Source organism: Ureibacillus yapensis (assembly GCF_003515775.1).
Classification (GTDB): domain Bacteria; phylum Bacillota; class Bacilli; order Bacillales_A; family Planococcaceae; genus Ureibacillus; species Ureibacillus yapensis.
The window spans coordinates 1-18371 of sequence record NZ_QWEI01000012.1 but is presented as its reverse complement, the minus strand read 5'-3'; the positions used below and the strand labels follow the sequence as shown (position 1 = coordinate 18371).

Genomic DNA, 18371 nt, shown 5'->3' with positions numbered 1-18371 from the left:
CTCATCAACTTGAAGGAGGGTTTACTTTTGAAAAAATTATTGGCAATTCCTTTTGCTTTACTATTATCGGTTGCATTGGTTGGGTGCGGCGTGAATAATGCTGCGGATGATAATGCATATGATAATAATGATGTAAATGATAACAATGGAATGAATAATAACGGTACACGAAACAACGATAATACTGTTAACGATGACAATTTGGATTACAATAATGGTGCGGGAACAAATTACAACAACGGAACAGGCATAAATGGCACAGATGGAAATGCAACTGGAGTTCCGGGTACAAATGGCACAATGGTTGGACCGGATCATCGAATTGACGGTACAACAGACGGTAATGTTGATAACGATAATGACGGTATTATTGATAACAATAACAATGACAACAACAATGGTGTTGTGGACAGAGAGCATATTGTACGATAATTAAACGTTAAAACCGATTTCATTAATGAAGTCGGTTTTATTTTTTATTTTGCTGCTAATTAAAGGAGAACATTAATAAGTTGTAGAACATACCACTAAATTAATGAAATGGGGAATAGAATGATTCGTTATCCAGCACTGAATAAACCGGTTAAAATAGGTGTAACTGCCCCTTCTTCAGGGTTGCATCGAGAAGACCATCATTTATTGGAAGAAGCGGTTTATCGGATGGAAGAGAAAGGCTTTAGAGTGGTTGTTGGACAAACCTGCTGGACAGAGTTTAAATCGAAATCCGCCCATGCAAAGAGTAGGGCCGAGGAATTGAATCTGATGTTGCAGGATCCTTCCATCCAGTTCATTTTCCCTCCTTGGGGCGGAGAATTATTGATTGAAATCCTGGAATACATGGAATTTGATAAAATTACGCCCAAATGGATCCTGGGCTATTCGGACATAAGCACTTTGTTGTTGGCAATTACATTAAAAAGCGGTATAGCTACTGCCCATGGGACCAATTTAGTGGATTTGCGCGGACAAGTTTCGGACCCTACCACTGCCCAGTGGGAAAAGGTTCTTTTTATGAAAAAGGGGGAAGAAGTCATCCAGTATCCGTCAGAGAAGTATCAGTTAAGATGGCAGCATGATGATGTAACGGATTGGGTGTACCATTTATCCGAGCCAACCAAGTGGAAAACCATTAAAAACACGCCTCTTTATATTAAGGGCCGTTTGCTGGGAGGATGCATCGATGTCATCCGCCATTTAATCGGTACGCCTTTTGGGGATGTGCGGCATTTCCAGCAACAGTACATAAATAATGAACCGATTATCTGGTTTTTTGAAAACTGCCAACTGACGGTAACGGATTTGCGAAGAACACTCGTTCAAATGAAGTTGGCCGGCTGGTTTGACCATTGCAGCGGCATTCTATTTGGAAGAAGCGCCGCAAAGGAATCAGTTCATGACTATCACATTTTGGATGTTTATATGGAGCTTGCAGAGGAATTAACTATACCCATTGCCTATGATTTTGACTGCGGCCATATGCCGCCGCAGCTTACACTCATTAATGGGGCATATGCAGAAGTTAGAGTTTATAATAATAATGGAAATATGGTTAAACAAATTTTTAAATAAGGTTGCCACTGGAATGTGAAATTTATCAGGAATGAAAGAAGGAAGATGACATATGAGCTTGAACTTAGCCGAAAATTTACAAACAAAACTAATTGCTTATCGCAGGGAGCTGCATGAAAATCCTGAATTGGGATTTCAGGAATATGAAACAACAAACCGTATTCGCCGCTGGTTGGAAGAAGCCGGAATCACTATATTAGATTTCCCTTTGGAAACGGGTCTTGTGGCAGAAGTAAAAGGAGAGCAAGAAGGACCGACGATTGCACTAAGAGCTGATATTGATGCGCTTCCAATAGAAGAGCAGTCTGGTGTTGAATTTTCATCAAAAATAAAGGGCGTCATGCATGCTTGCGGACATGATTTCCACACTTCATCCATAATCGGAGCGGCCATTTTATTGCAAGCCCGTCGTTCAGAGCTGAAAGGAACGGTTCGTATCATCTTCCAGCCAGCAGAAGAGATTGCGCAGGGAGCGGTCTATGTAGCCGAAAAAGGGGTGCTGGAAGGAGTATCCGCAATTTTCGGCATGCATAATAAACCGGATTTGCCGGTCGGAACAATTGGCGTTCGTTCGGGAGCGCTAATGGCCAGCGTTGACCGCTTCGAACTGGATATTATCGGGGTAGGCGGACATGCAGGAATTCCGAATGATGCAATTGACCCGATTGTCATTTCAAGCCAAATCGTGACTGCGTTTCAGAGCATTGTCAGCCGCAATTTAAGCCCATTCCATAATGCGGTGGTTTCAGTAACCAAGCTGCAATCAGGGAATACATGGAACGTGATTCCTGAAAAAGCGGAATTGGAAGGAACGGTAAGAACATTCCAGGATGAAACACGAGAAGTCATCGCGGAACGAATGCGCATGCTGGCGGAGGGAATAGCGGAAAGCTATGGGGCGCGTGCTGAGTTTCGATGGTTCTCTGGTTTGCCGGTTGTCAATAATGATGAACGCTTTACGGAAATAGCAGCAAAAGCGGCCGAAATGGCAGGGTATAAATCGGTAGAAGCGAAGCCAATACCGGCGGGTGAAGACTTTGCATTCTATCAAACAAAAATTCCGGGTTACTTTGTCTGGATGGGTGTGGACGGCCCGAAAGCATGGCATCACCCAGCCTTTCAATTGAATGAAGATGCATTGGATGTAGCCGCAAATTACTTTGCGGAGCTGGCGATTCTCGCACTTGAACGTAAAGAGCTTTATGCTTAAAAGCAGATCACATAGCCGTGCGCAATCGGATTAAATAAACCGCAATGCTTTAATGGATATATTTCATATGTTTCCATAATTTTAACTATATTATTATTATTGTTAATCATGTAAACTACTTCTATTATGATAAGTTTTATAGAATAGTGGAGGAAAACTTTTGAAAGCATTATACGGTTTTTTAACTTTGATTGTTGCATTTGGATTTTTTGCTGCTTCGCCAACTTTCGCTGCAGAAAAATCCATCGATCAGTATTTTTTGGATGATGTGGATTATGAGCATTGGGCTTACAATGCATTGGAACGCTTCTTGTATGCGGATATTATAGATGGTTATGCAGAAACGGAGAAATATGAGGAAGATGGAGAAGAATATGAATATACTTATGTCTCCATTAAGCCAAATAACTCCATTACGCGTGCCGAATTCACCAAGATTTTGGTAAACGCGATGAATTTACGTGAGGATGGCAAGGGGAAAACTTTCTCTGATGTGAAACCATCCAGCTGGTATTCCGAATATGTCAACATTGCCGGCAGCCATGGCATTATCCAAGGAAAAACAGCGGATACTTTCGGTCCGAATGACAAAATTACGCGCGTGCAAATGGCAGTCATGATTTATCGTGCATTCCAGCCTACGATTGATTTTTCTGCTTCAGGAAAAGCATTCGCTGACGTACCCCAGGAACATTTCGCTTATGAAGCAGTAATCAAAACTGCTGCTAAGGGAATTATTAAAGGAAAAAGCAATGGTTTCAAGCCACGCGACAATGCAACGCGCGCGGAAGCAATTGTGATGATTGACCGTTCCCTGCATTTGGAGCCTGGAACGGGAGAAGATCAAACAGCGGCTATGCAAACAGTTGATCGCAATATTAAAGATGAAGCTGCATATTCTGTACAGGAGGATTATGAAGCTTTAAAGACCCTTTATCGTGAAACAACGACCGGATACCATTTAGCGTATTCCCTTGATAGTTTAGGCCTGTCGGATATGATTGAAGAAGATAGGGAAGTTGCTATGGAACAAATTGGGGAATATACAATCAATCCGGTATCAGTAAACAAGCAGTTTGCTGAGGTGCGTGTTGACGGCTTAGAATACAAAGTGTCCATGACAGCTCCAAAAATGTCTCTTGACATGACAGTCGATTTATCGGGAACAGCTTCCTTAAAGAAAAGTGAAGATGGCAAGTGGAAAATCTATAATGTCGTATTTGATGAGGAAGTCTATGGTGAAGATTGGACAGAAACAATCGCAACCGAGGTAAACTAAAAGCTGAAAAAAGCGGAAGGAGCAATCCTTTCCGCTTTTTTTTATCCTTGGAACCCTAAGAGCATTAATGAAGATACTGAAGAACCTTCCCGACAACCTGTTCACCGGCTTGAACCCATTTGTGTTTTTGCTGGATTTCGGCATCTTTATCGACAGGTGTTTGGAATTGGCTAAAGCCTGTTGCTTCTAAAAGAGAACCTTCATCGAAATCCAACCCATAATTGGCGATATGCTTGATGACATAAGGCGTTTTAAATTGAATAAACGCATCATCAGAATCGAGCATGCCGCTGATGACAACAAAAGGCAGCCTTAAGTATATGGTCTCCCCATTCTGCTTGGATAGGATTGTATCAAAAAAACCGCGGTCATAGTCCCAGTAACCGCCTAGGCAAAAGCCGTAATTTTTCAGTTTATCCTGCAAATAGCCAAACTGCGCATGTTTTCCGACTAATTCCGATTCAAATTGTAGCATGGTTGCTTAATTCCTCCAGGTTTTTATTCTTGCTACAAGGATAGACAAAAATGAATGTGGAAATACTCTCCATGCCTGAATTTATTAGAACTTAACAATAAGAAAAGAGGCGGAACAGAAAGTACTTTCCGTTCAACCTCTAGAAATAAAACGATTCGTGATTCTCCACATGCAACGGAAGATTCAGCAAAGCATCATGAGCGCTTGAAAAACCAGGTTGAATGAGGAGCAAGCGCTCAAGATAGTTCACCATTTCAATTGGCAGCCGTAATTCTTCTTGCCAGCTGCGTTCTTTTTTTTTCGTTGGAGAATAATTGGAATATAGCAGAAAAAGTAAAAAATGACCGATAAAATAAAGGTCGCTGCTATGGTTTTGTGCACGTTTTGGATTCACCAATTTTTCGGGCTGATTATTTTCCTTTATATAGGCTGCGAGACCAAAGTCGATAATTTTTAAGGAGTTGTTTGAAAGAAGGATATTGGGAATTCTCAGATCGCGATGGACGATGCCTTTTTTATGAAATTCCGCGACAATCTCCAAAAGTTCTTTCGTTATTTGAAGCGATTGCTCGAGAGTAAACACTGCGCCTTCTTGGAAAATCGCCTGTTCAAATGTTTTTCCGTCCACATAATCCATCATATAAAAGGGAATCTCATGCAGTTCGCCAGAAGTAATGAAAGAAGGCACATTTGGAAGCTCCAGTTCTTTTAAAATCTGGATTTCCTGCCGAAACTTTTGACGAACTGAGTTTTTATGGCGATGCTTTGTTTTCAGCCGCTTAAACACGTATTTCGAGGAAGTAATGGAATCTTCTATTAAATAGGCAACTCCGTAAGACCCAACCCCGATTTCTTCGATAAAACGATAGTTTGTTTCATATTGAATATAGTTTTTTACAAGTTGGTCATATTTCTTTTCCGAAAAATAATGAATCATCTTTTAGCTGCTGAAAAAGCTGCGGGAGCTTCTTGAACCGAAAAAGCCGGAACTGCGTTTGTACCCTTTTTTATAATGCTTATGACCGTAATAGTTTTGTTTTCTGGAATAATATCGGTCGCTGCTTGAATAACGGCGGCGCTTGCTATGACCGCCTCCCAATAAGCTTTTCAAAATTTTATCTAGCATAAAATCAATCCTTTCGAATTTGAATCTTTCAATTGGTTTATGGTGAATTTTATTGATAATTATTATACGTTCCAAAGTTGGTGAAGTTTCATTACGTTTTCATTTATCCAATTTTTCCATACCTCTAGACCTTCCTTATAAATTGGTGTACAGTATATTAGTTAGTTAGGGTAACTATATTTTGTGGAGGAGATTGTATGAGTCAAAAAGAACCGACGCTTTTTGATAGTTATAGAGAATTATACCGGCCTTATGTAAATGCAGTGAACAATCGTTTGGCGAAATATCAATTGTACACATCGCAGTGGGTTGTGTTGCGTCTGATCAGAGTCAAGGGGCCATTCACGCAAGCGGAAATTGCAAAAGAGACGCGTGTAGAAAAGCCAAGCGTGACACGCATTACCCAAAAATTAATCGATCTTGGATACGTGGAAACAAAGCAAGGCGAAGATAAAAGAGAAAAATATGTACGACTAACCGTATTAGGCGAAGAAGTCTATGAACAATTGCAGAAAGAGTTGACAGATTTCCTAAAAGATCTTACAGAGGGCATTTCCGAAGAAGATTTAAAGACGGCCAGAAATGTACTAAATCAAATTTTGCAAAATGTATTAAGGGGGTAGAGGGATTTTATGAGGTTGGAAAAAGAGCCGTTATGGACCAGAAACTTTATCATGATTTCGTTAATTAATTTTTTTGTCACCTTAATTTTTTATTTGTTAATCGTTGTAATTGCGGGATATGCAGTTGATGAATTTGATGCCTCCACAAGTACGGCGGGGTTAGTATCAAGTATCTTTATTGTCGGGTCATTATTGGGTCGATTACTGACAGGCCGCGTGATTACCTCAATCGGCAGCAAGAAAACCTTTCAAATCGGGTTAGTGGCATTCTTCCTTACAACATTCGCTTACTTTGTTGTTGTGAATCTACCTGTTTTAATTTTGATTCGTTTGTTGCATGGAGTTGCGGTAGGGATTATTGGAACGACAACCGGAACGTTGATCGCTCAAATTATTCCTGCTACAAGACGTGGGGAAGGAATCGGCTATTTTAGTATGAGTGCCGTTTTAGCAACAGCAATTGGGCCATTCATCGGAATCTTTTTGATTCAAAATACAGAAAGTTTTACATCGGTTTTTATTTTTAATGCCATTTTAGTAATTATATGCATCTTATTGTACTTCACGGTGAATTTAAGTACGATTCAAGCACCATTGAGAGCTGATGCTCCTGAACGGGAAACAGGATTTAAGATTAGCAATTATATTGAACCGAAAGCGATCCCAATTTCCATCGTTGTGTTATTTATTGGTTTTGCCTATTCGGGTGTTATGTCCTTTCTATCATTCTATGCTGAAAGTATTAACTTGGTAGAAGCAGGGAGTTTTTTCTTTCTTGTTTATGCGATTGCCATTTTATGTACACGGCCTATCACAGGTCCATTGATGGATCGCAAAGGAGCCAATATCGTGGTTTATCCGGCTTTAATCCTTTTTGCTTTAGGAATGGTGTTATTCAGCCAAGCAACAAATTCGGTGATCTTTTTGATTGCAGCCGGACTGATTGGCATTGGGTATGGCAACATGAACTCTATTGCCCAAGCGCTGGCAGTTAAATCGACGGAAGTTCACCGTTATGGCTTGGCAACATCCACTTATTTTATCTTGCTGGATCTGGGCCTTGGGGTAGGTCCCTTTATCTTGGGGCTCATTGAACCCTATACGACCTATCGGATGCTTTTCTTGTTCATGGTTCCCATTATTTTGGCAGCCTTGGTTCTATATTATTTCTTGGTAGGGAGAAAACTAAAATAAATGCCAGGTACCCAAACAAAGCTAAATCGTTTGGGTACCTGGCATTACATATTATACTTGAGAAAATATTCAGCCATTTCCTGATCTGTCAGGTTCAATTTTCGCATCATGCCTAAACAGCTTGATAGAATAATATCCGTTCCTTCAGAGTGCTCGAATTCAACTGCATACTCAGATTGCAGAAATTCGCCAAACTTCCATTTTTCTTGAGCGCGGGATTGATCTTCACTATAATAACCGTTCATTTCCTCATACAAATCCTCGAAGAATTGTTCGAATAGCTTGCTTCGTTTAACTAAATACTGATACGTCCCATTGTTTGTTGGTACCTTGGAGGCATAAATATCCTGTGCGACTACTTTTATGATATCTTCCGCATTAATAATTTCACTTGTGGTTTCTTCAATAATCCAAATGGAGGATTGAAACAAAGGATGAGATTCCAAGATTTCAACATTATCCAGTTTTTTTCGATAAAATTTCTTCAAAATGATTCCTTCAGCTGCAACATACAACACTTCATAGTGAAAGGTTGTATCAAAATCCCATGAAGTGCATTCGTCCAAAATTGCGTAACTTTCGCCATAAAGGATGTCCGTTTGCATGTGGATGGGTTCAAATTCATAATATGTCGATTCTTCCACAGCATATCCCAAGTATCTCAAGTAGACGTCTTGAACGTCCTCCTTGCCTGGGTTTACAAGACATAGACTGTAATTTTCCTTTGGTATCACAAATTGAAGAATAGCATTCAGCTCCTTCTAGGTTGTTATTCCTCAGGGAGGGGCATAAGAAAAAGCGTTCGTTAAAACATATTCTCAAAATCCCATATTATTCATTGCTGGAATGATTTCTTGCTAACCCTTTGATACGACTGCTTATATAACTCGAGAAACGATTTTAAGAGCATTGATAGGGCAGTCGTCCTGTACGGGCGCCTCCGCTTTTACATACATTAGCTGTAGTTTAAAGAAAGGTGGGGTGGGCAATGTATCCTTTTGAAGATGATGACTATTTAGTGCAATTTGATAATGAATCCCCCAACAGAGGAGGAGGTAGAGATCGTCAGCCAGTAATGCCAGGCGGATTTCCGGGAGGAATGCCAGGTGGAATGCCGGGCGGGTTCCCGAGTACTGTACCTGGGTTTCCGGGAGGAGAACCAGGCGGACCAGGAGGCTTTTCTGGAGGAAGGCCAGGCGGGTTCCCGAGTACCGCACCTGGATTTCCAGGAGGCGGACCAGGAAGACCAGGCGGGTTTCCTGGAGGTGGTCCAGGCCAGCTTCAAGCACCTACTGCACCACCGCCAAACTTTACACCACAAATGTCGACATTCGAGCAACAACAATTTTCCCGCAGAGGAGGAGTAGGCGGAATTAGACGTTGCTTTTTCCGAAATACATTTATTTGGCTGAAAAATGGCAATGCGTTCTGGTTCTTCCCTATGGTTGCCTTCAGAAATCAAATTATCGGGTTCCGTTGGAGAGGTACAAGAGGCTGGGTGTATGATTCCATTAATCGAAATAATATTTTATTCTTCCAATGCTACTAAATAAAATCGATTTGCTCATATGCATCATTCGTCTATAATCCTTTCAAAGCGAGATTTATTCTCGCTTTTTGCTTTTTCCAAAAGGTCTAAACCTCTGATTGAAAGAATATAAAGTAATAATGGTCTCTTTAGGAGGAACGGTATGGAGAACAATCGAAAAATTCGCGAAGAAATTTGGGAAAGTGTTGGCCGTTTATCAGATATCCAATTGAATGATAAACTCTTTGAAGAATCATGGAGCATAGCACAGATTCTGGAACACTTATTTCTGATGGAGGAAAACGCCATCCATCAAATAAGCGCTGCACTTAACAGCGGCACCCAATTTGGAAAGCCCTCATCATTTCCGCTCCATTTAATAGCGGATCGCAAAAAGAAAGTTAATGCTCCCAAAGATTTAATTCCTACAAACGAATATCAAACTTTGGCTAAGCTGAAAGAAAAACTGGATGCATCACGAGCTGCATTGGAGAAACTAGCTCAATTTAGCAGTGAAGAAGAGTTGAACGAAAAAACACTTATCCATCCGCGCTTTGGAATTTTAACGCTGAAACAGTGGATTAACTTGGTGGGCTATCATGAAGAACGCCATCTAGGACAAATTCGGGAAGTGAAAGAAGCTTTGAAAATTAATATTTAAGAGGATTTATAATATGAAAAAACAACACCTTCATCTTTTTGAAAGTGTTGTTTCAGAAATGGAAATTTATCGTGATGTATAACCAGCATCAACGTGGATAGTTGTCCCTGTAACATAAGAAGATAGGTCGGAAGCCAGCCATAAGCTTGCTTGGGCGATTTCCGTTGCTTGTCCGAACCGGTTTAATAGACTTAATTGAGGTGCATATTCCTCTGCATTTAAACCGAACTGTTCCAATGCCCCGCGCAGCATTGGTGTGTCAATTGCACCAGGTGCTACAGAGTTTACGCGAATGTTGTATTGGCCATTTTCCAGGGCTGCCACTTTCGTAATACCGACAACACCATGTTTTGCTGCAACATAAGCAATGTTATCTGGTTGCGGACGGAACCCGCTTACGGAAGAAATGTTAATGATTGAACCGCCGTTTCCTTGTTTTTTCAATTGCTGCAATTCATATTTTTGACATATTGCAGTCCCTTTTAAGTCAACAGACATTAAACGATCCCAGTAATTTTCATCAAATTCATCTGCTGGTTTGTCATCTGGAGTGAGAGCGGCATTATTCACTGCCACGTCTAATTTGCCATACGTATCAACCGCAAATTGTACCATTGCCTTTACTTGCTCGGAGTTTGAAATGTCAACTTTGACAAAAGCAGCTTCACCGCCGCTGGTCTTTATCTCTTCAACTACCTGACGTCCTTTTTCCTCATTGAAATCTGCAACGACGACTTTTGCTTTTGCTTCCGCAAACAGTTTTGCTGTTGCTTCGCCCATCCCCATCGCTGCTCCTGTGATAATCGCTACTTTACCTTCTAGTACTGGAAATGTCATGATAATTTCCTCCCCAACTTCGTAATGTAATCGTTTATAAATTCATTTTAAAGAAATTTTGCTAAAGAACTCAATCGACAAGCTTCTACAAAAAATGTTCGTTACTCAGCAAAAGGGGACAGTTTGCTCATTAAAAATTGTTCGAAAAAATTTCTTCATCCATACTGCAAGTAAGAAAGCTGAGGCGGGGATGAGATGAATGGAATACATAGACAAACGAATTGTACGTTCGAAAGCAGCGTCAAAAAAAGCTTGTTTGCAGCTGTTATACGAAACACCATTGAACACATCACGATTCGGAAATTGTAAAAGTTGCGAATTATAATCAAGGTACATTTTATGCAAATTTTGATTCAAAGGCAGCGTTGTTGGAAGAATTCATCCAGGATATTTGAATGGACATGATCCATGAAATAAGAAAACCGTATGCCGCTTCTACTACAGTAAACTTAAAGGAATTGAACGCCGAAGATATTACCTTGTTTCATTGCTTTAAAGAAAATGCTACACTATTTAAACTACTGTTAAGTAACCATATTCGTGTCGATTTTCGATAGTAAATGGCGGTAGCGATTGAAGAGGAATTTCCTGAATCCCCAGCAATCATGGCGGAGCAAATTGTAGAATTAATGATTGCGGGAACGGAAATTTTCCATATTAGATGTTAATCTATAGTAAGCCATCTATTTGCTCCAGAATATTGATAAGAATAGAAAATGAATTTTGGGGTAGAAGAAAACAAGAAAACATACTAATGAAAGAGGCGTTAAAATGCAAGATATACTCCTGATTCTGGCCATACAGCTCGTTTATGTGCCATTAATGACGTTGCGAACGATTTTCTTAGTCAAAAACATGAGGCTTCTTGCTTCGATTTTTGGATTTTTAGAAGTCCTTATTAATGTATTTGCTCTTTCTATCATCTTTAGTGGTGAGCAAAACTTCATAGCGATGCTGGTATATGCACTCGGATTTGGTCTTGGAATTCCATTAGGAACAATGATTGAAAATAAGCTGGCCGTTGGTTATGTCTATGTGACAATCAATACGCAGCAAAAAAATCAGCAACTGATTGATATGTTAAGAAATAACGGCTTTGCCATCACGACTTATATCGGCGAAGGGCGTGACAGCGACCGATATAAATACGAGATTTTGGCTAGACGAAATCGTGAAAGAGAATTATTTAATCTCGTTGAATCGATCGAGCCGAAAGCATTTATCATTTCCTATGAACCAAAGTCATTTAAAGGCGGCTTCTTGGTAGATCGAATGCGCAAATTTAAAATTAGACAAGAAAAATAAAGAGCTGGGGAACTTTCCCTGCTCTTTTTTTAATGGATATTAAGATTTGTTCAACTTTCGATTGTAAGCGGTTTAATTTTGAGGTTGAATGTTTCGATGAGTTGATAAAGCCGCTCGGTTTTGGCAGGGCCATTCGGGCAAGGATGGTAGAATTCATTGTTCTCCGCTTGTATGCCAAAGTGGGGGATGCCGCTATCCTCGATCAGCTGAAGCCACTCCCTTTTTTCCTCTTCATAAAACTTCCACCTTCTCCTTTTTTCAATGCCCCATCCAATGAGAATCCAGGGGTGCTGCGACATTTCAAGCAAAGAGGGGAGCGTTATAGTAGGGTACTTTCCCGTTGCTTTTAGAAGTTCGAATAATTCGATGGACTCTAAATTTGCAGAGTTTCGCACATAAAACAAATTATAGATATGAAGCCTTCCTTCTAATCTTGAATGAGTAGAATTCATAAACTGCACTAATTGCTTCATTGTATTGTCCAATGTGGTTTCATCGGTATGGGAACCATTCATTATCAGTTTTTTCCTTGCTTCTCCTTGCAGGTCACTCGAACCGGGATTCAACATCACAACGGCACCCAGAGACTCCCGAGAAGCGCCGAATTGAAGATACGTATTCGTGCGGTAGACTTCCCCGCCGATCAGCTGAAAAGTAGCAATCGCTTTCACATTCTCCAAATCCACAAAACCCCCATTAACATAGTGTTCTTCATCATATTCTTGAGGGGATGGAAATATAAGCGAAACGTTTATTTGTCTGGAAATTAGTTTTTCTGGGGGAAGGGAAAAGGGGCATCAATATGAGAAAATCCGTGGATAGGTATATACTTAGCATGTATCTCATTTTTGGGTCCATACTGGAATAGTGGGTATATCTATTATGTGGATATACCTTTTTTCTATTGTGGGACAAAAGAATTCATCTATATTTCAAGGAGACGAGGAAAGTGGCAGAAGAAATATTTTCAACCTATGCATCCATGTTTGATTGGCACATGTGGGCGCAAGTATTAACAAGCTCGGAAAGTTGGGGGCTGATTTTATCATTGGCTGTTATGGAATGTATTTTATCCGCTGATAATGCATTGGTGTTATCGGCCTTTGTAAAGCCGCTGCCAAAGGAACAGCAAAAAAAGGCGCTTGTTTATGGCTTGTGGGGGGCTTATATTTTCCGATTTATCTTTATCGGGCTAGGGACGGTTCTGATTAAATTCTGGCCGATTAAATTGATTGGTGCTCTTTATTTATTATATTTGGCATTCAAGTTCTTCCGCGATAAACGAAAGGAAAAATCGAATGAAGAGGTCAATGCCAAACCAAAAGGCTGGCTTGTAAAGATATTCGGTGTTTTTTGGGCAACAGTCATTAGTGTGGAATTGATGGACTTAGCTTTTTCGGTGGATAGCATTTTAACGGCGCTTGCCATTTCCGATGAAGTGTGGGTGGTGCTGCTTGGCGGGATGATTGGTATTTTATTAATGCGCGGCATTGCAACTTTCTTTATCAGCCTTATGAACAAAGTGCCTGAACTGGAAACGACTGCATACTTGCTGATTATTTTCATCGCTTTCAAAATGGGGCTTACTATTGTAGATATCCATATTCCGAATGTAGTGTTTATTACCGTATTAATCACAGCTTTTATTTTAACCTTCATCATTCATGGTATTCGAAGCAAAGGGGCTGTATAAAGGGAGCCAATCCAGAACAATAGCTCGAAAACGGCCAATTACAACAGGAACTGGACCAAAAGAAGCAAAAACCCCCTTCGCCTAATGCGTCGGGGATGTTGTTTTCTGCAGTTAAGAAGTACTTAACGGTATAGTTATAATGTCCGTTCATCCAAAAATCATGAATGTTATTTTAATCCATCAATGAAAGACTCGATTTCTTCTTGTGTTTTGCGATCTTTGCTTACAAAACGGCCAATTTCCTCGCCGTTTTTATAGGCAAGAAAACTAGGGATTCCGAAAATATCCAACTCCACACATAAATCAATAAACTGGTCACGGTCAACTTTTACAAATTGAAATTGTGATGCATATTTTTCTTCGATGGCAGGCATAACCGGATCAATAAAACGGCAGTCGCCGCACCAGTCAGCCGAAAACATAAAGATGGTTTGGCCGGTTGCTTTAAGCTCCTGGAATTGTTCCACGGATTGCAAATTTTCCACAAAAATTCCCCCTAATTAAATTTTCCTTATCTTATCATAATCACCGTACAATTTCCTATAGCACGACTAAGAAAGAACCATCACTTTTTTAAATAATTTCCCGCCAATTGAACAAAATATGTATCGTACGATGTTTTCGCTTAGCTGATAATGTAAAAGGAGGTTTCAATTTGGTTCGGCATTTAATCCTATGTATGATTGGAATGGTAATTTACAGTGCAACCTTTTCGGATGTGTCATCTGCAAATGAAGCTTCTTCCCAAGAAGAGTTGATGTCACAACGCATGTCTTTGTATATGCAATTCCAAAATCATATCGTGCCTTGGTATTACTTGGCTGCCATCGATCAATACGAACGAAACATTCAAGCTGTACGGCCCGATATACCGAAACGGGAAAGCACTGCTGCGATCCAGTTTTCCAAAGAAAGCTGGGCGGGGGCGTTAAATCCGCAACAAGGCGATACTTCTCCCTTTACGATTAAATATTTTGGTGGAATAGGAATGGATGGAAACGGTGATGGCATAGCAGATCCTGCCGATGATGAAGATGTTATGCTTACTATGTCCAATTATTTGAGTCAATTCGGTGCAACGGAAGAGGACTTTAAACTTTCTTTATATGAGTATTACCAAAATGAGCTAGCCGTGAACCAAATAGTATCCATTGCAAAACTTTATAAACATTACGACAAGATTGAACTGGATACGCATGTTTTTCCTGTTCCGGTACGCGGCTATAACTACAGCTACAGAGGAACATGGGGAGCCAATCGGGGCTGGGGTGGAAGACGCATCCACGAAGGAACGGATATTTTTGCAGGCTATAGTACCCCTGTGGTCTCTACCTCTTATGGAATAATTGAAATAATGGGGTGGAATGAATTTGGAGGATGGCGTGTAGGCGTTCGCGACAATCATAATACGTACCACTACTATGCACATTTGGCTTACTTTAATAAAGACCTGAAAGTTGGAGATATCGTTGAACCCGGGACACTTCTTGGAGGAGTGGGGAGCTCGGGATACGGAAAAGAAGGCACTTCGGGTAAATTTCCGCCGCATTTGCATTATGGAATGTATAAGTTTAACGGCCGGACAGAATGGGCATTTGATCCATACCCATCGCTCCGGAACTGGGAAAAATATACACGACAACAAAAGAAATGATGAAGGTTGCTCAGGCTTTTTTTGAGCAACTTTTTGTTATGAAAAATTTTTCGATACCGTTGACAAGGAAGTTTTATACATGTTATATTTATCTCGAATTAAAGATAAGTGAGTTTGAGATAATTTTTTCTGCAAATATCTCGAATTCAAAATAATAAAAATGGAGGAATATAAAATGGCACAATGGACAGTCGATCAATCACATTCAAGCGTAGGGTTTGAAGTTAAACACATGATGGTATCAAAAGTGAAAGGGGAGTTTACTTCTTATACTGCAGAAGTAGAAGCTGCGGATTTAACAGATCTTACAACTGCAACAATCGCATTCAAATTTGACGTAGCAAGCATCAACACACGTGCTGAAGACCGCGACAATCACTTGAAATCAGCTGACTTCTTCGATGCAGAAAAATTCCCTGCAATTGAATTCAAGTCTACAAACATTACAAAATTAGGAGACGACTACAAAGTCACTGGTGATTTAACAATTAAAGATGTAACAAAACCGGTAACTTTTGATGTAGAATTCGGTGGTAAAGGGACTAATCCTTGGGGTGTTGAAGTTTACGGTTTTGAAGCAGAATCAAAAATCAACCGTGAAGAATTCGGTTTAACTTGGAACGCAGCGCTTGAAACGGGCGGCGTACTTGTTGGCAAAGATATTAAAATCAAAGTTGAGATTGAGGTAAACCCGGCTGCTTAATTTTTAGTGTTGAACTTATGCCTTGATTAATTGGCATAAGTTCAACTTTCAATGAACATATATCTCGAATTCGAGGTAAATTTAAAACGGATATGAAATTTGGGCGGATTGTTGTCAATGGTTTGAAAAATGCGCTCAAACGTTATATCCCAATTTAGGGGGGAACGGGATGGATAAAATCAAAGGGCATCATCATATTTCAATGGTGACCAAAAATGCGAAAGTAAATAATGGTTTCTATAATAAGATTCTTGGTTTAAGAAGAGTAAAGAAAACCGTTAACCAGGATGATCCAAGCATGTACCATCTTTTTTATGGCGACTTGACGGGTAGCCCGGGAACAGAGTTGTCTTTTTTTGAAATACCGGTTGTCGGAAGAACGCATAGGGGAACGAACGCAATAACCAGAATTGGTTTATTGGTGCCTTCTTATGAAAGTTTGCTTTATTGGCAAGAACGTTTTTCCTTACTTGAAGTACAACATGGCGAAATTACAACGTATGCCGGAAGAGATGCACTTCATTTTGAAGATAGTGAAGGACTGCGCTTGGTGCTGATCAATAATAACGGGGAACCTGTCCCGGAACATTGGTATAAATGGGAAGGGTCGAATGTATTGGAAGAGCACAGCATTCTTGGGATGGGACCGGTTGAAATGACCGTAAAATCTTTGGATAGCTTATCAAAAACATTGGAAAACATTTTTGGGTATGAGCTTGTTTCCCGAAAAGAAAACCTGGCTGTTTACCAATCTGTAAAAGGACAAGCATTTGGTGAAATTGTCATTGTAGAACAGGATGGTCCGAAAGAAAAACCGGGTAAAGGCAGTATTCATCATTTAGCGATTCGTGTGAAAGATGGAAAAGAATTAAGAGAGTGGGAGCAGCGAATCCAAGATTTCGGCTTTAAGGTGATGAAAATAACCGACCGCTATTATTTTGAAAGCCTCTATTTCAGGGAGGAAAATGGCATACTTTTTGAACTCGCGACAGATGGACCTGGCTTTACGGTTGACGCAACCATTGAAGAATTAGGGAAAAAGCTTGATTTGCCGCCATTCCTGGAAGACAGACGGGTGGAAATTGAAGCGAACCTGGAGCCGATTGAATAGAAGGGCAGATTCTTAAGTAGATAAGGCGAGTTTTTGCGATCATGTTTAATGGGAATAGGGTAAGGATAATAAAAGAGAAAAGACTGAAGTTGCCTAATGTTAAGATTATTTATCTTATATGAAAGAGATGCTAATTTAGGAAGAATATATTGACGATAATATTTCTGCATGTTACGGTTATCTTGAATTGAAGATAATTCGATTCAAAGTAATTTTTAAGGTAAGTATAATGTTTTTGAAAATACTACAGAATAAATCTTGTAAAAAAACTTTCAACTGTTAACTCGAATTCGAGATATTGATATATGGAGGAAATCACAATGAATGAATTAAAAGGAGTTCACCACGTAACGGCAATTACCAGCAGTGCCGAGAAGATTTACGAGTTCTTTACTTATACCTTGGGCCTTCGTTTAGTAAAGAAAACAGTCAACCAAGATGATATTAAAACATACCATCTATTTTTCGCGGATGATGTAGGCAGCCCCGGTACAGATATGACTTTCTTTGATTTCCCTGGCATTCCAAAAGGGATTCATGGAACAAACGAGATTTCAAAAACCTCATTCCGTGTACCAAGTGATGCGGCATTGGATTATTGGGTAAAACGCTTTGATCGACTGGAAGTAAAACATACAGGCATTAAAGAGCAGTTTGGCAAAAAGGTATTATCTTTCGCCGACTTTGATGACCAGCAATATCAATTAATTTCAGATGAATTTAACGAAGGAATTGCTTCTGGCCAACCTTGGGAAAAAGGACCGATTCCAAATGAATTTGCGATTACAGGTTTAGGGCCGGTATTTGTTCGTACTGCATACTTCGATTATTTCAAAGAAGTTTTGGAAAAAGTATTCTTTATGAGAGAGCTGGCTCAAGAAGATTCATTCCATTTATTCGAAATGGGGGAAGGCGGAAACGGTGCTCAAGTTGTTGTTGAGTATAATACGGTGCTTCCACAAGCTCGCCAAGGTTTCGGGACAGTCCACCATACGGCATTCCGGGTAGATGAACGTGCAGATTTAGAGGCATGGCAACAACGGTTGCAAGGATTTAAACTGCCAAACTCCGGTTTCGTAGAGCGATACTTTTTCGGTTCGCTGTACTCAAATGTTGCCCCATCCATTTTGTTTGAATTAGCAACGGACGGTCCAGGGTTTATGGGGGATGAGCCGTATGAAACGCTTGGCGAGAAATTATCCTTGCCTCCATTCTTTGAGGACAAGCGCGATCAAATTGAAAAACTCGTACGGCCAATTGATACAGTTCGCAGTACGAAACACTTCGAAAAAGAATACGAATAAGGAGGTGAACTCATTCTATGGGATTTTTAGATAGATTATTCGGTAAACAACCACAAGAGGAGGAAAAAACAATGACAAAATTAAACATCGGTATTATTT

General features: G+C 40.1%; 22 protein-coding genes. 15 read left to right on the top strand and 7 right to left on the bottom strand.

Features of this window, described 5'->3' with window-relative positions:
- Positions 1 to 27: 27 nt before the first annotated feature.
- The 4 genes from D1B33_RS16325 (at position 28) to D1B33_RS16310 (ending at position 4058) form a co-directional block, all read left to right on the top strand.
- Complete coding sequence (locus tag D1B33_RS16325) at positions 28 to 432, top strand: hypothetical protein (protein ID WP_118877474.1); 405 nt, start codon at positions 28 to 30, stop codon at positions 430 to 432.
- A 120-nt stretch (positions 433 to 552) separates the two neighbouring features.
- Positions 553 to 1569, top strand: a complete 1017-nt coding sequence (locus D1B33_RS16320) for a S66 family peptidase (protein ID WP_118877473.1) — start codon at positions 553 to 555, stop codon at positions 1567 to 1569.
- Positions 1570 to 1621: 52 nt separating this feature from the next.
- Entirely contained in the window at positions 1622 to 2779 is a 1158-nt protein-coding gene (locus tag D1B33_RS16315) for a M20 peptidase aminoacylase family protein (protein ID WP_118877472.1), read from the top strand.
- Positions 2780 to 2939: 160 nt separating this feature from the next.
- The gene (locus D1B33_RS16310; RefSeq protein WP_118877471.1) at positions 2940 to 4058 is read left to right on the top strand and encodes an S-layer homology domain-containing protein; all 1119 of its coding nucleotides are present in this window, start codon (positions 2940 to 2942) and stop codon (positions 4056 to 4058) included.
- A gap of 64 nt (positions 4059 to 4122) precedes the next feature.
- Here the strand turns inward: D1B33_RS16310 and D1B33_RS16305 are convergent, their stop codons facing one another.
- The 3 genes from D1B33_RS16305 to D1B33_RS16295 form a co-directional block, all read right to left on the bottom strand.
- On the bottom strand, positions 4123 to 4533 hold the full coding sequence (locus tag D1B33_RS16305) for a YugN family protein (RefSeq protein WP_118877470.1): 411 nt from the start codon (positions 4531 to 4533) through the stop codon (positions 4123 to 4125).
- 139 nt (positions 4534 to 4672) lie between these two features.
- Entirely contained in the window at positions 4673 to 5470 is a 798-nt protein-coding gene (locus tag D1B33_RS16300) for a serine/threonine protein kinase (RefSeq protein WP_118877469.1), read from the bottom strand.
- Positions 5471 to 5473: 3 nt separating this feature from the next.
- The gene (locus tag D1B33_RS16295; protein ID WP_118877468.1) at positions 5474 to 5659 is read right to left on the bottom strand and encodes a hypothetical protein; all 186 of its coding nucleotides are present in this window, start codon (positions 5657 to 5659) and stop codon (positions 5474 to 5476) included.
- Between the two features lie 197 nt (positions 5660 to 5856).
- Here D1B33_RS16295 and D1B33_RS16290 point away from each other — a divergent pair, with 197 nt between their 5' ends.
- On the top strand, positions 5857 to 6282 hold the full coding sequence (locus D1B33_RS16290; RefSeq protein WP_118877467.1) for a MarR family winged helix-turn-helix transcriptional regulator: 426 nt from the start codon (positions 5857 to 5859) through the stop codon (positions 6280 to 6282).
- Positions 6283 to 6291: 9 nt separating this feature from the next.
- Positions 6292 to 7476 (top strand): MFS transporter, encoded by a 1185-nt coding sequence (locus tag D1B33_RS16285; protein ID WP_118877466.1) that lies wholly within the window; start codon positions 6292 to 6294, stop codon positions 7474 to 7476.
- 44 nt (positions 7477 to 7520) lie between these two features.
- Here the strand turns inward: D1B33_RS16285 and D1B33_RS16280 are convergent, their stop codons facing one another.
- Entirely contained in the window at positions 7521 to 8120 is a 600-nt protein-coding gene (locus tag D1B33_RS16280) for a hypothetical protein (protein ID WP_158583009.1), read from the bottom strand.
- Positions 8121 to 8464: 344 nt separating this feature from the next.
- Between D1B33_RS16280 and D1B33_RS16275 the strand changes: the two genes are divergently transcribed.
- A complete protein-coding gene (locus D1B33_RS16275) occupies positions 8465 to 9025 on the top strand; it encodes a hypothetical protein (protein ID WP_199677437.1) in 561 nt (186 codons plus the stop codon).
- 142 nt (positions 9026 to 9167) lie between these two features.
- Positions 9168 to 9665 (top strand): DinB family protein, encoded by a 498-nt coding sequence (locus tag D1B33_RS16270; RefSeq protein WP_118877464.1) that lies wholly within the window; start codon positions 9168 to 9170, stop codon positions 9663 to 9665.
- Between the two features lie 66 nt (positions 9666 to 9731).
- Here D1B33_RS16270 and D1B33_RS16265 read toward each other — a convergent pair whose 3' ends face one another.
- Complete coding sequence (locus tag D1B33_RS16265) at positions 9732 to 10502, bottom strand: SDR family NAD(P)-dependent oxidoreductase (protein ID WP_118877463.1); 771 nt, start codon at positions 10500 to 10502, stop codon at positions 9732 to 9734.
- A 302-nt stretch (positions 10503 to 10804) separates the two neighbouring features.
- Between D1B33_RS16265 and D1B33_RS18910 the strand changes: the two genes are divergently transcribed.
- Positions 10805 to 10897, top strand: a complete 93-nt coding sequence (locus D1B33_RS18910) for a TetR family transcriptional regulator (protein WP_118877535.1) — start codon at positions 10805 to 10807, stop codon at positions 10895 to 10897.
- Positions 10898 to 11273: 376 nt separating this feature from the next.
- Entirely contained in the window at positions 11274 to 11807 is a 534-nt protein-coding gene (locus D1B33_RS16255) for a DUF2179 domain-containing protein (RefSeq protein WP_118877462.1), read from the top strand.
- Between the two features lie 50 nt (positions 11808 to 11857).
- On the opposite strand, the gene D1B33_RS16250 is transcribed toward D1B33_RS16255, so the two are convergent.
- Positions 11858 to 12478: a DUF1643 domain-containing protein gene (locus D1B33_RS16250; RefSeq protein ID WP_233549514.1), complete on the bottom strand. Its 621-nt coding sequence runs from the start codon at positions 12476 to 12478 to the stop codon at positions 11858 to 11860.
- Between the two features lie 311 nt (positions 12479 to 12789).
- Here D1B33_RS16250 and D1B33_RS16245 point away from each other — a divergent pair, with 311 nt between their 5' ends.
- Positions 12790 to 13500 carry a TerC family protein gene (locus tag D1B33_RS16245; RefSeq protein ID WP_118877534.1) on the top strand — a complete coding sequence of 237 codons (711 nt, stop codon included), beginning with the start codon at positions 12790 to 12792 and terminating at the stop codon, positions 13498 to 13500.
- A gap of 167 nt (positions 13501 to 13667) precedes the next feature.
- Here the strand turns inward: D1B33_RS16245 and D1B33_RS16240 are convergent, their stop codons facing one another.
- A complete protein-coding gene (locus tag D1B33_RS16240) occupies positions 13668 to 13985 on the bottom strand; it encodes a thioredoxin family protein (protein WP_118877460.1) in 318 nt (105 codons plus the stop codon).
- A gap of 170 nt (positions 13986 to 14155) precedes the next feature.
- Between D1B33_RS16240 and D1B33_RS16235 the strand changes: the two genes are divergently transcribed.
- The 4 genes from D1B33_RS16235 (at position 14156) to D1B33_RS16220 (ending at position 18272) form a co-directional block, all read left to right on the top strand.
- Entirely contained in the window at positions 14156 to 15154 is a 999-nt protein-coding gene (locus D1B33_RS16235) for a M23 family metallopeptidase (RefSeq protein ID WP_407656752.1), read from the top strand.
- Between the two features lie 175 nt (positions 15155 to 15329).
- Positions 15330 to 15857 carry a YceI family protein gene (locus D1B33_RS16230; RefSeq protein WP_118877458.1) on the top strand — a complete coding sequence of 176 codons (528 nt, stop codon included), beginning with the start codon at positions 15330 to 15332 and terminating at the stop codon, positions 15855 to 15857.
- Between the two features lie 169 nt (positions 15858 to 16026).
- Entirely contained in the window at positions 16027 to 16968 is a 942-nt protein-coding gene (locus D1B33_RS16225) for a ring-cleaving dioxygenase (RefSeq protein WP_118877457.1), read from the top strand.
- A 320-nt stretch (positions 16969 to 17288) separates the two neighbouring features.
- Positions 17289 to 18272: a ring-cleaving dioxygenase gene (locus tag D1B33_RS16220; protein WP_118877456.1), complete on the top strand. Its 984-nt coding sequence runs from the start codon at positions 17289 to 17291 to the stop codon at positions 18270 to 18272.
- Positions 18273 to 18371 lie beyond the last annotated feature (99 nt).

Excerpts from the sequence above, each read along its gene's own strand:
- D1B33_RS16295 (WP_118877468.1), bottom strand. The coding sequence starts at position 5,659 with ATGCTAGATAAAATTTTGAAAAGCTTATTGGGAGGCGGTCATAGCAAG.
- D1B33_RS16255 (WP_118877462.1), top strand. The coding sequence starts at position 11,274 with ATGCAAGATATACTCCTGATTCTGGCCATACAGCTCGTTTATGTGCCA.
- D1B33_RS16320 (WP_118877473.1), top strand. The coding sequence starts at position 553 with ATGATTCGTTATCCAGCACTGAATAAACCGGTTAAAATAGGTGTAACT.
- D1B33_RS16305 (WP_118877470.1), bottom strand. The coding sequence starts at position 4,533 with ATGCTACAATTTGAATCGGAATTAGTCGGAAAACATGCGCAGTTTGGC.
- D1B33_RS16220 (WP_118877456.1), top strand. The coding sequence starts at position 17,289 with ATGAATGAATTAAAAGGAGTTCACCACGTAACGGCAATTACCAGCAGT.
- D1B33_RS16290 (WP_118877467.1), top strand. The coding sequence starts at position 5,857 with ATGAGTCAAAAAGAACCGACGCTTTTTGATAGTTATAGAGAATTATAC.
- D1B33_RS16300 (WP_118877469.1), bottom strand. The coding sequence starts at position 5,470 with ATGATTCATTATTTTTCGGAAAAGAAATATGACCAACTTGTAAAAAAC.
- D1B33_RS16285 (WP_118877466.1), top strand. The coding sequence starts at position 6,292 with ATGAGGTTGGAAAAAGAGCCGTTATGGACCAGAAACTTTATCATGATT.
- D1B33_RS16275 (WP_199677437.1), top strand. The coding sequence starts at position 8,465 with ATGTATCCTTTTGAAGATGATGACTATTTAGTGCAATTTGATAATGAA.
- D1B33_RS16230 (WP_118877458.1), top strand. The coding sequence starts at position 15,330 with ATGGCACAATGGACAGTCGATCAATCACATTCAAGCGTAGGGTTTGAA.
- D1B33_RS16315 (WP_118877472.1), top strand. The coding sequence starts at position 1,622 with ATGAGCTTGAACTTAGCCGAAAATTTACAAACAAAACTAATTGCTTAT.
- D1B33_RS16245 (WP_118877534.1), top strand. The coding sequence starts at position 12,790 with ATGTTTGATTGGCACATGTGGGCGCAAGTATTAACAAGCTCGGAAAGT.
- D1B33_RS16225 (WP_118877457.1), top strand. The coding sequence starts at position 16,027 with ATGGATAAAATCAAAGGGCATCATCATATTTCAATGGTGACCAAAAAT.
- D1B33_RS16265 (WP_118877463.1), bottom strand. The coding sequence starts at position 10,502 with ATGACATTTCCAGTACTAGAAGGTAAAGTAGCGATTATCACAGGAGCA.
- D1B33_RS16270 (WP_118877464.1), top strand. The coding sequence starts at position 9,168 with ATGGAGAACAATCGAAAAATTCGCGAAGAAATTTGGGAAAGTGTTGGC.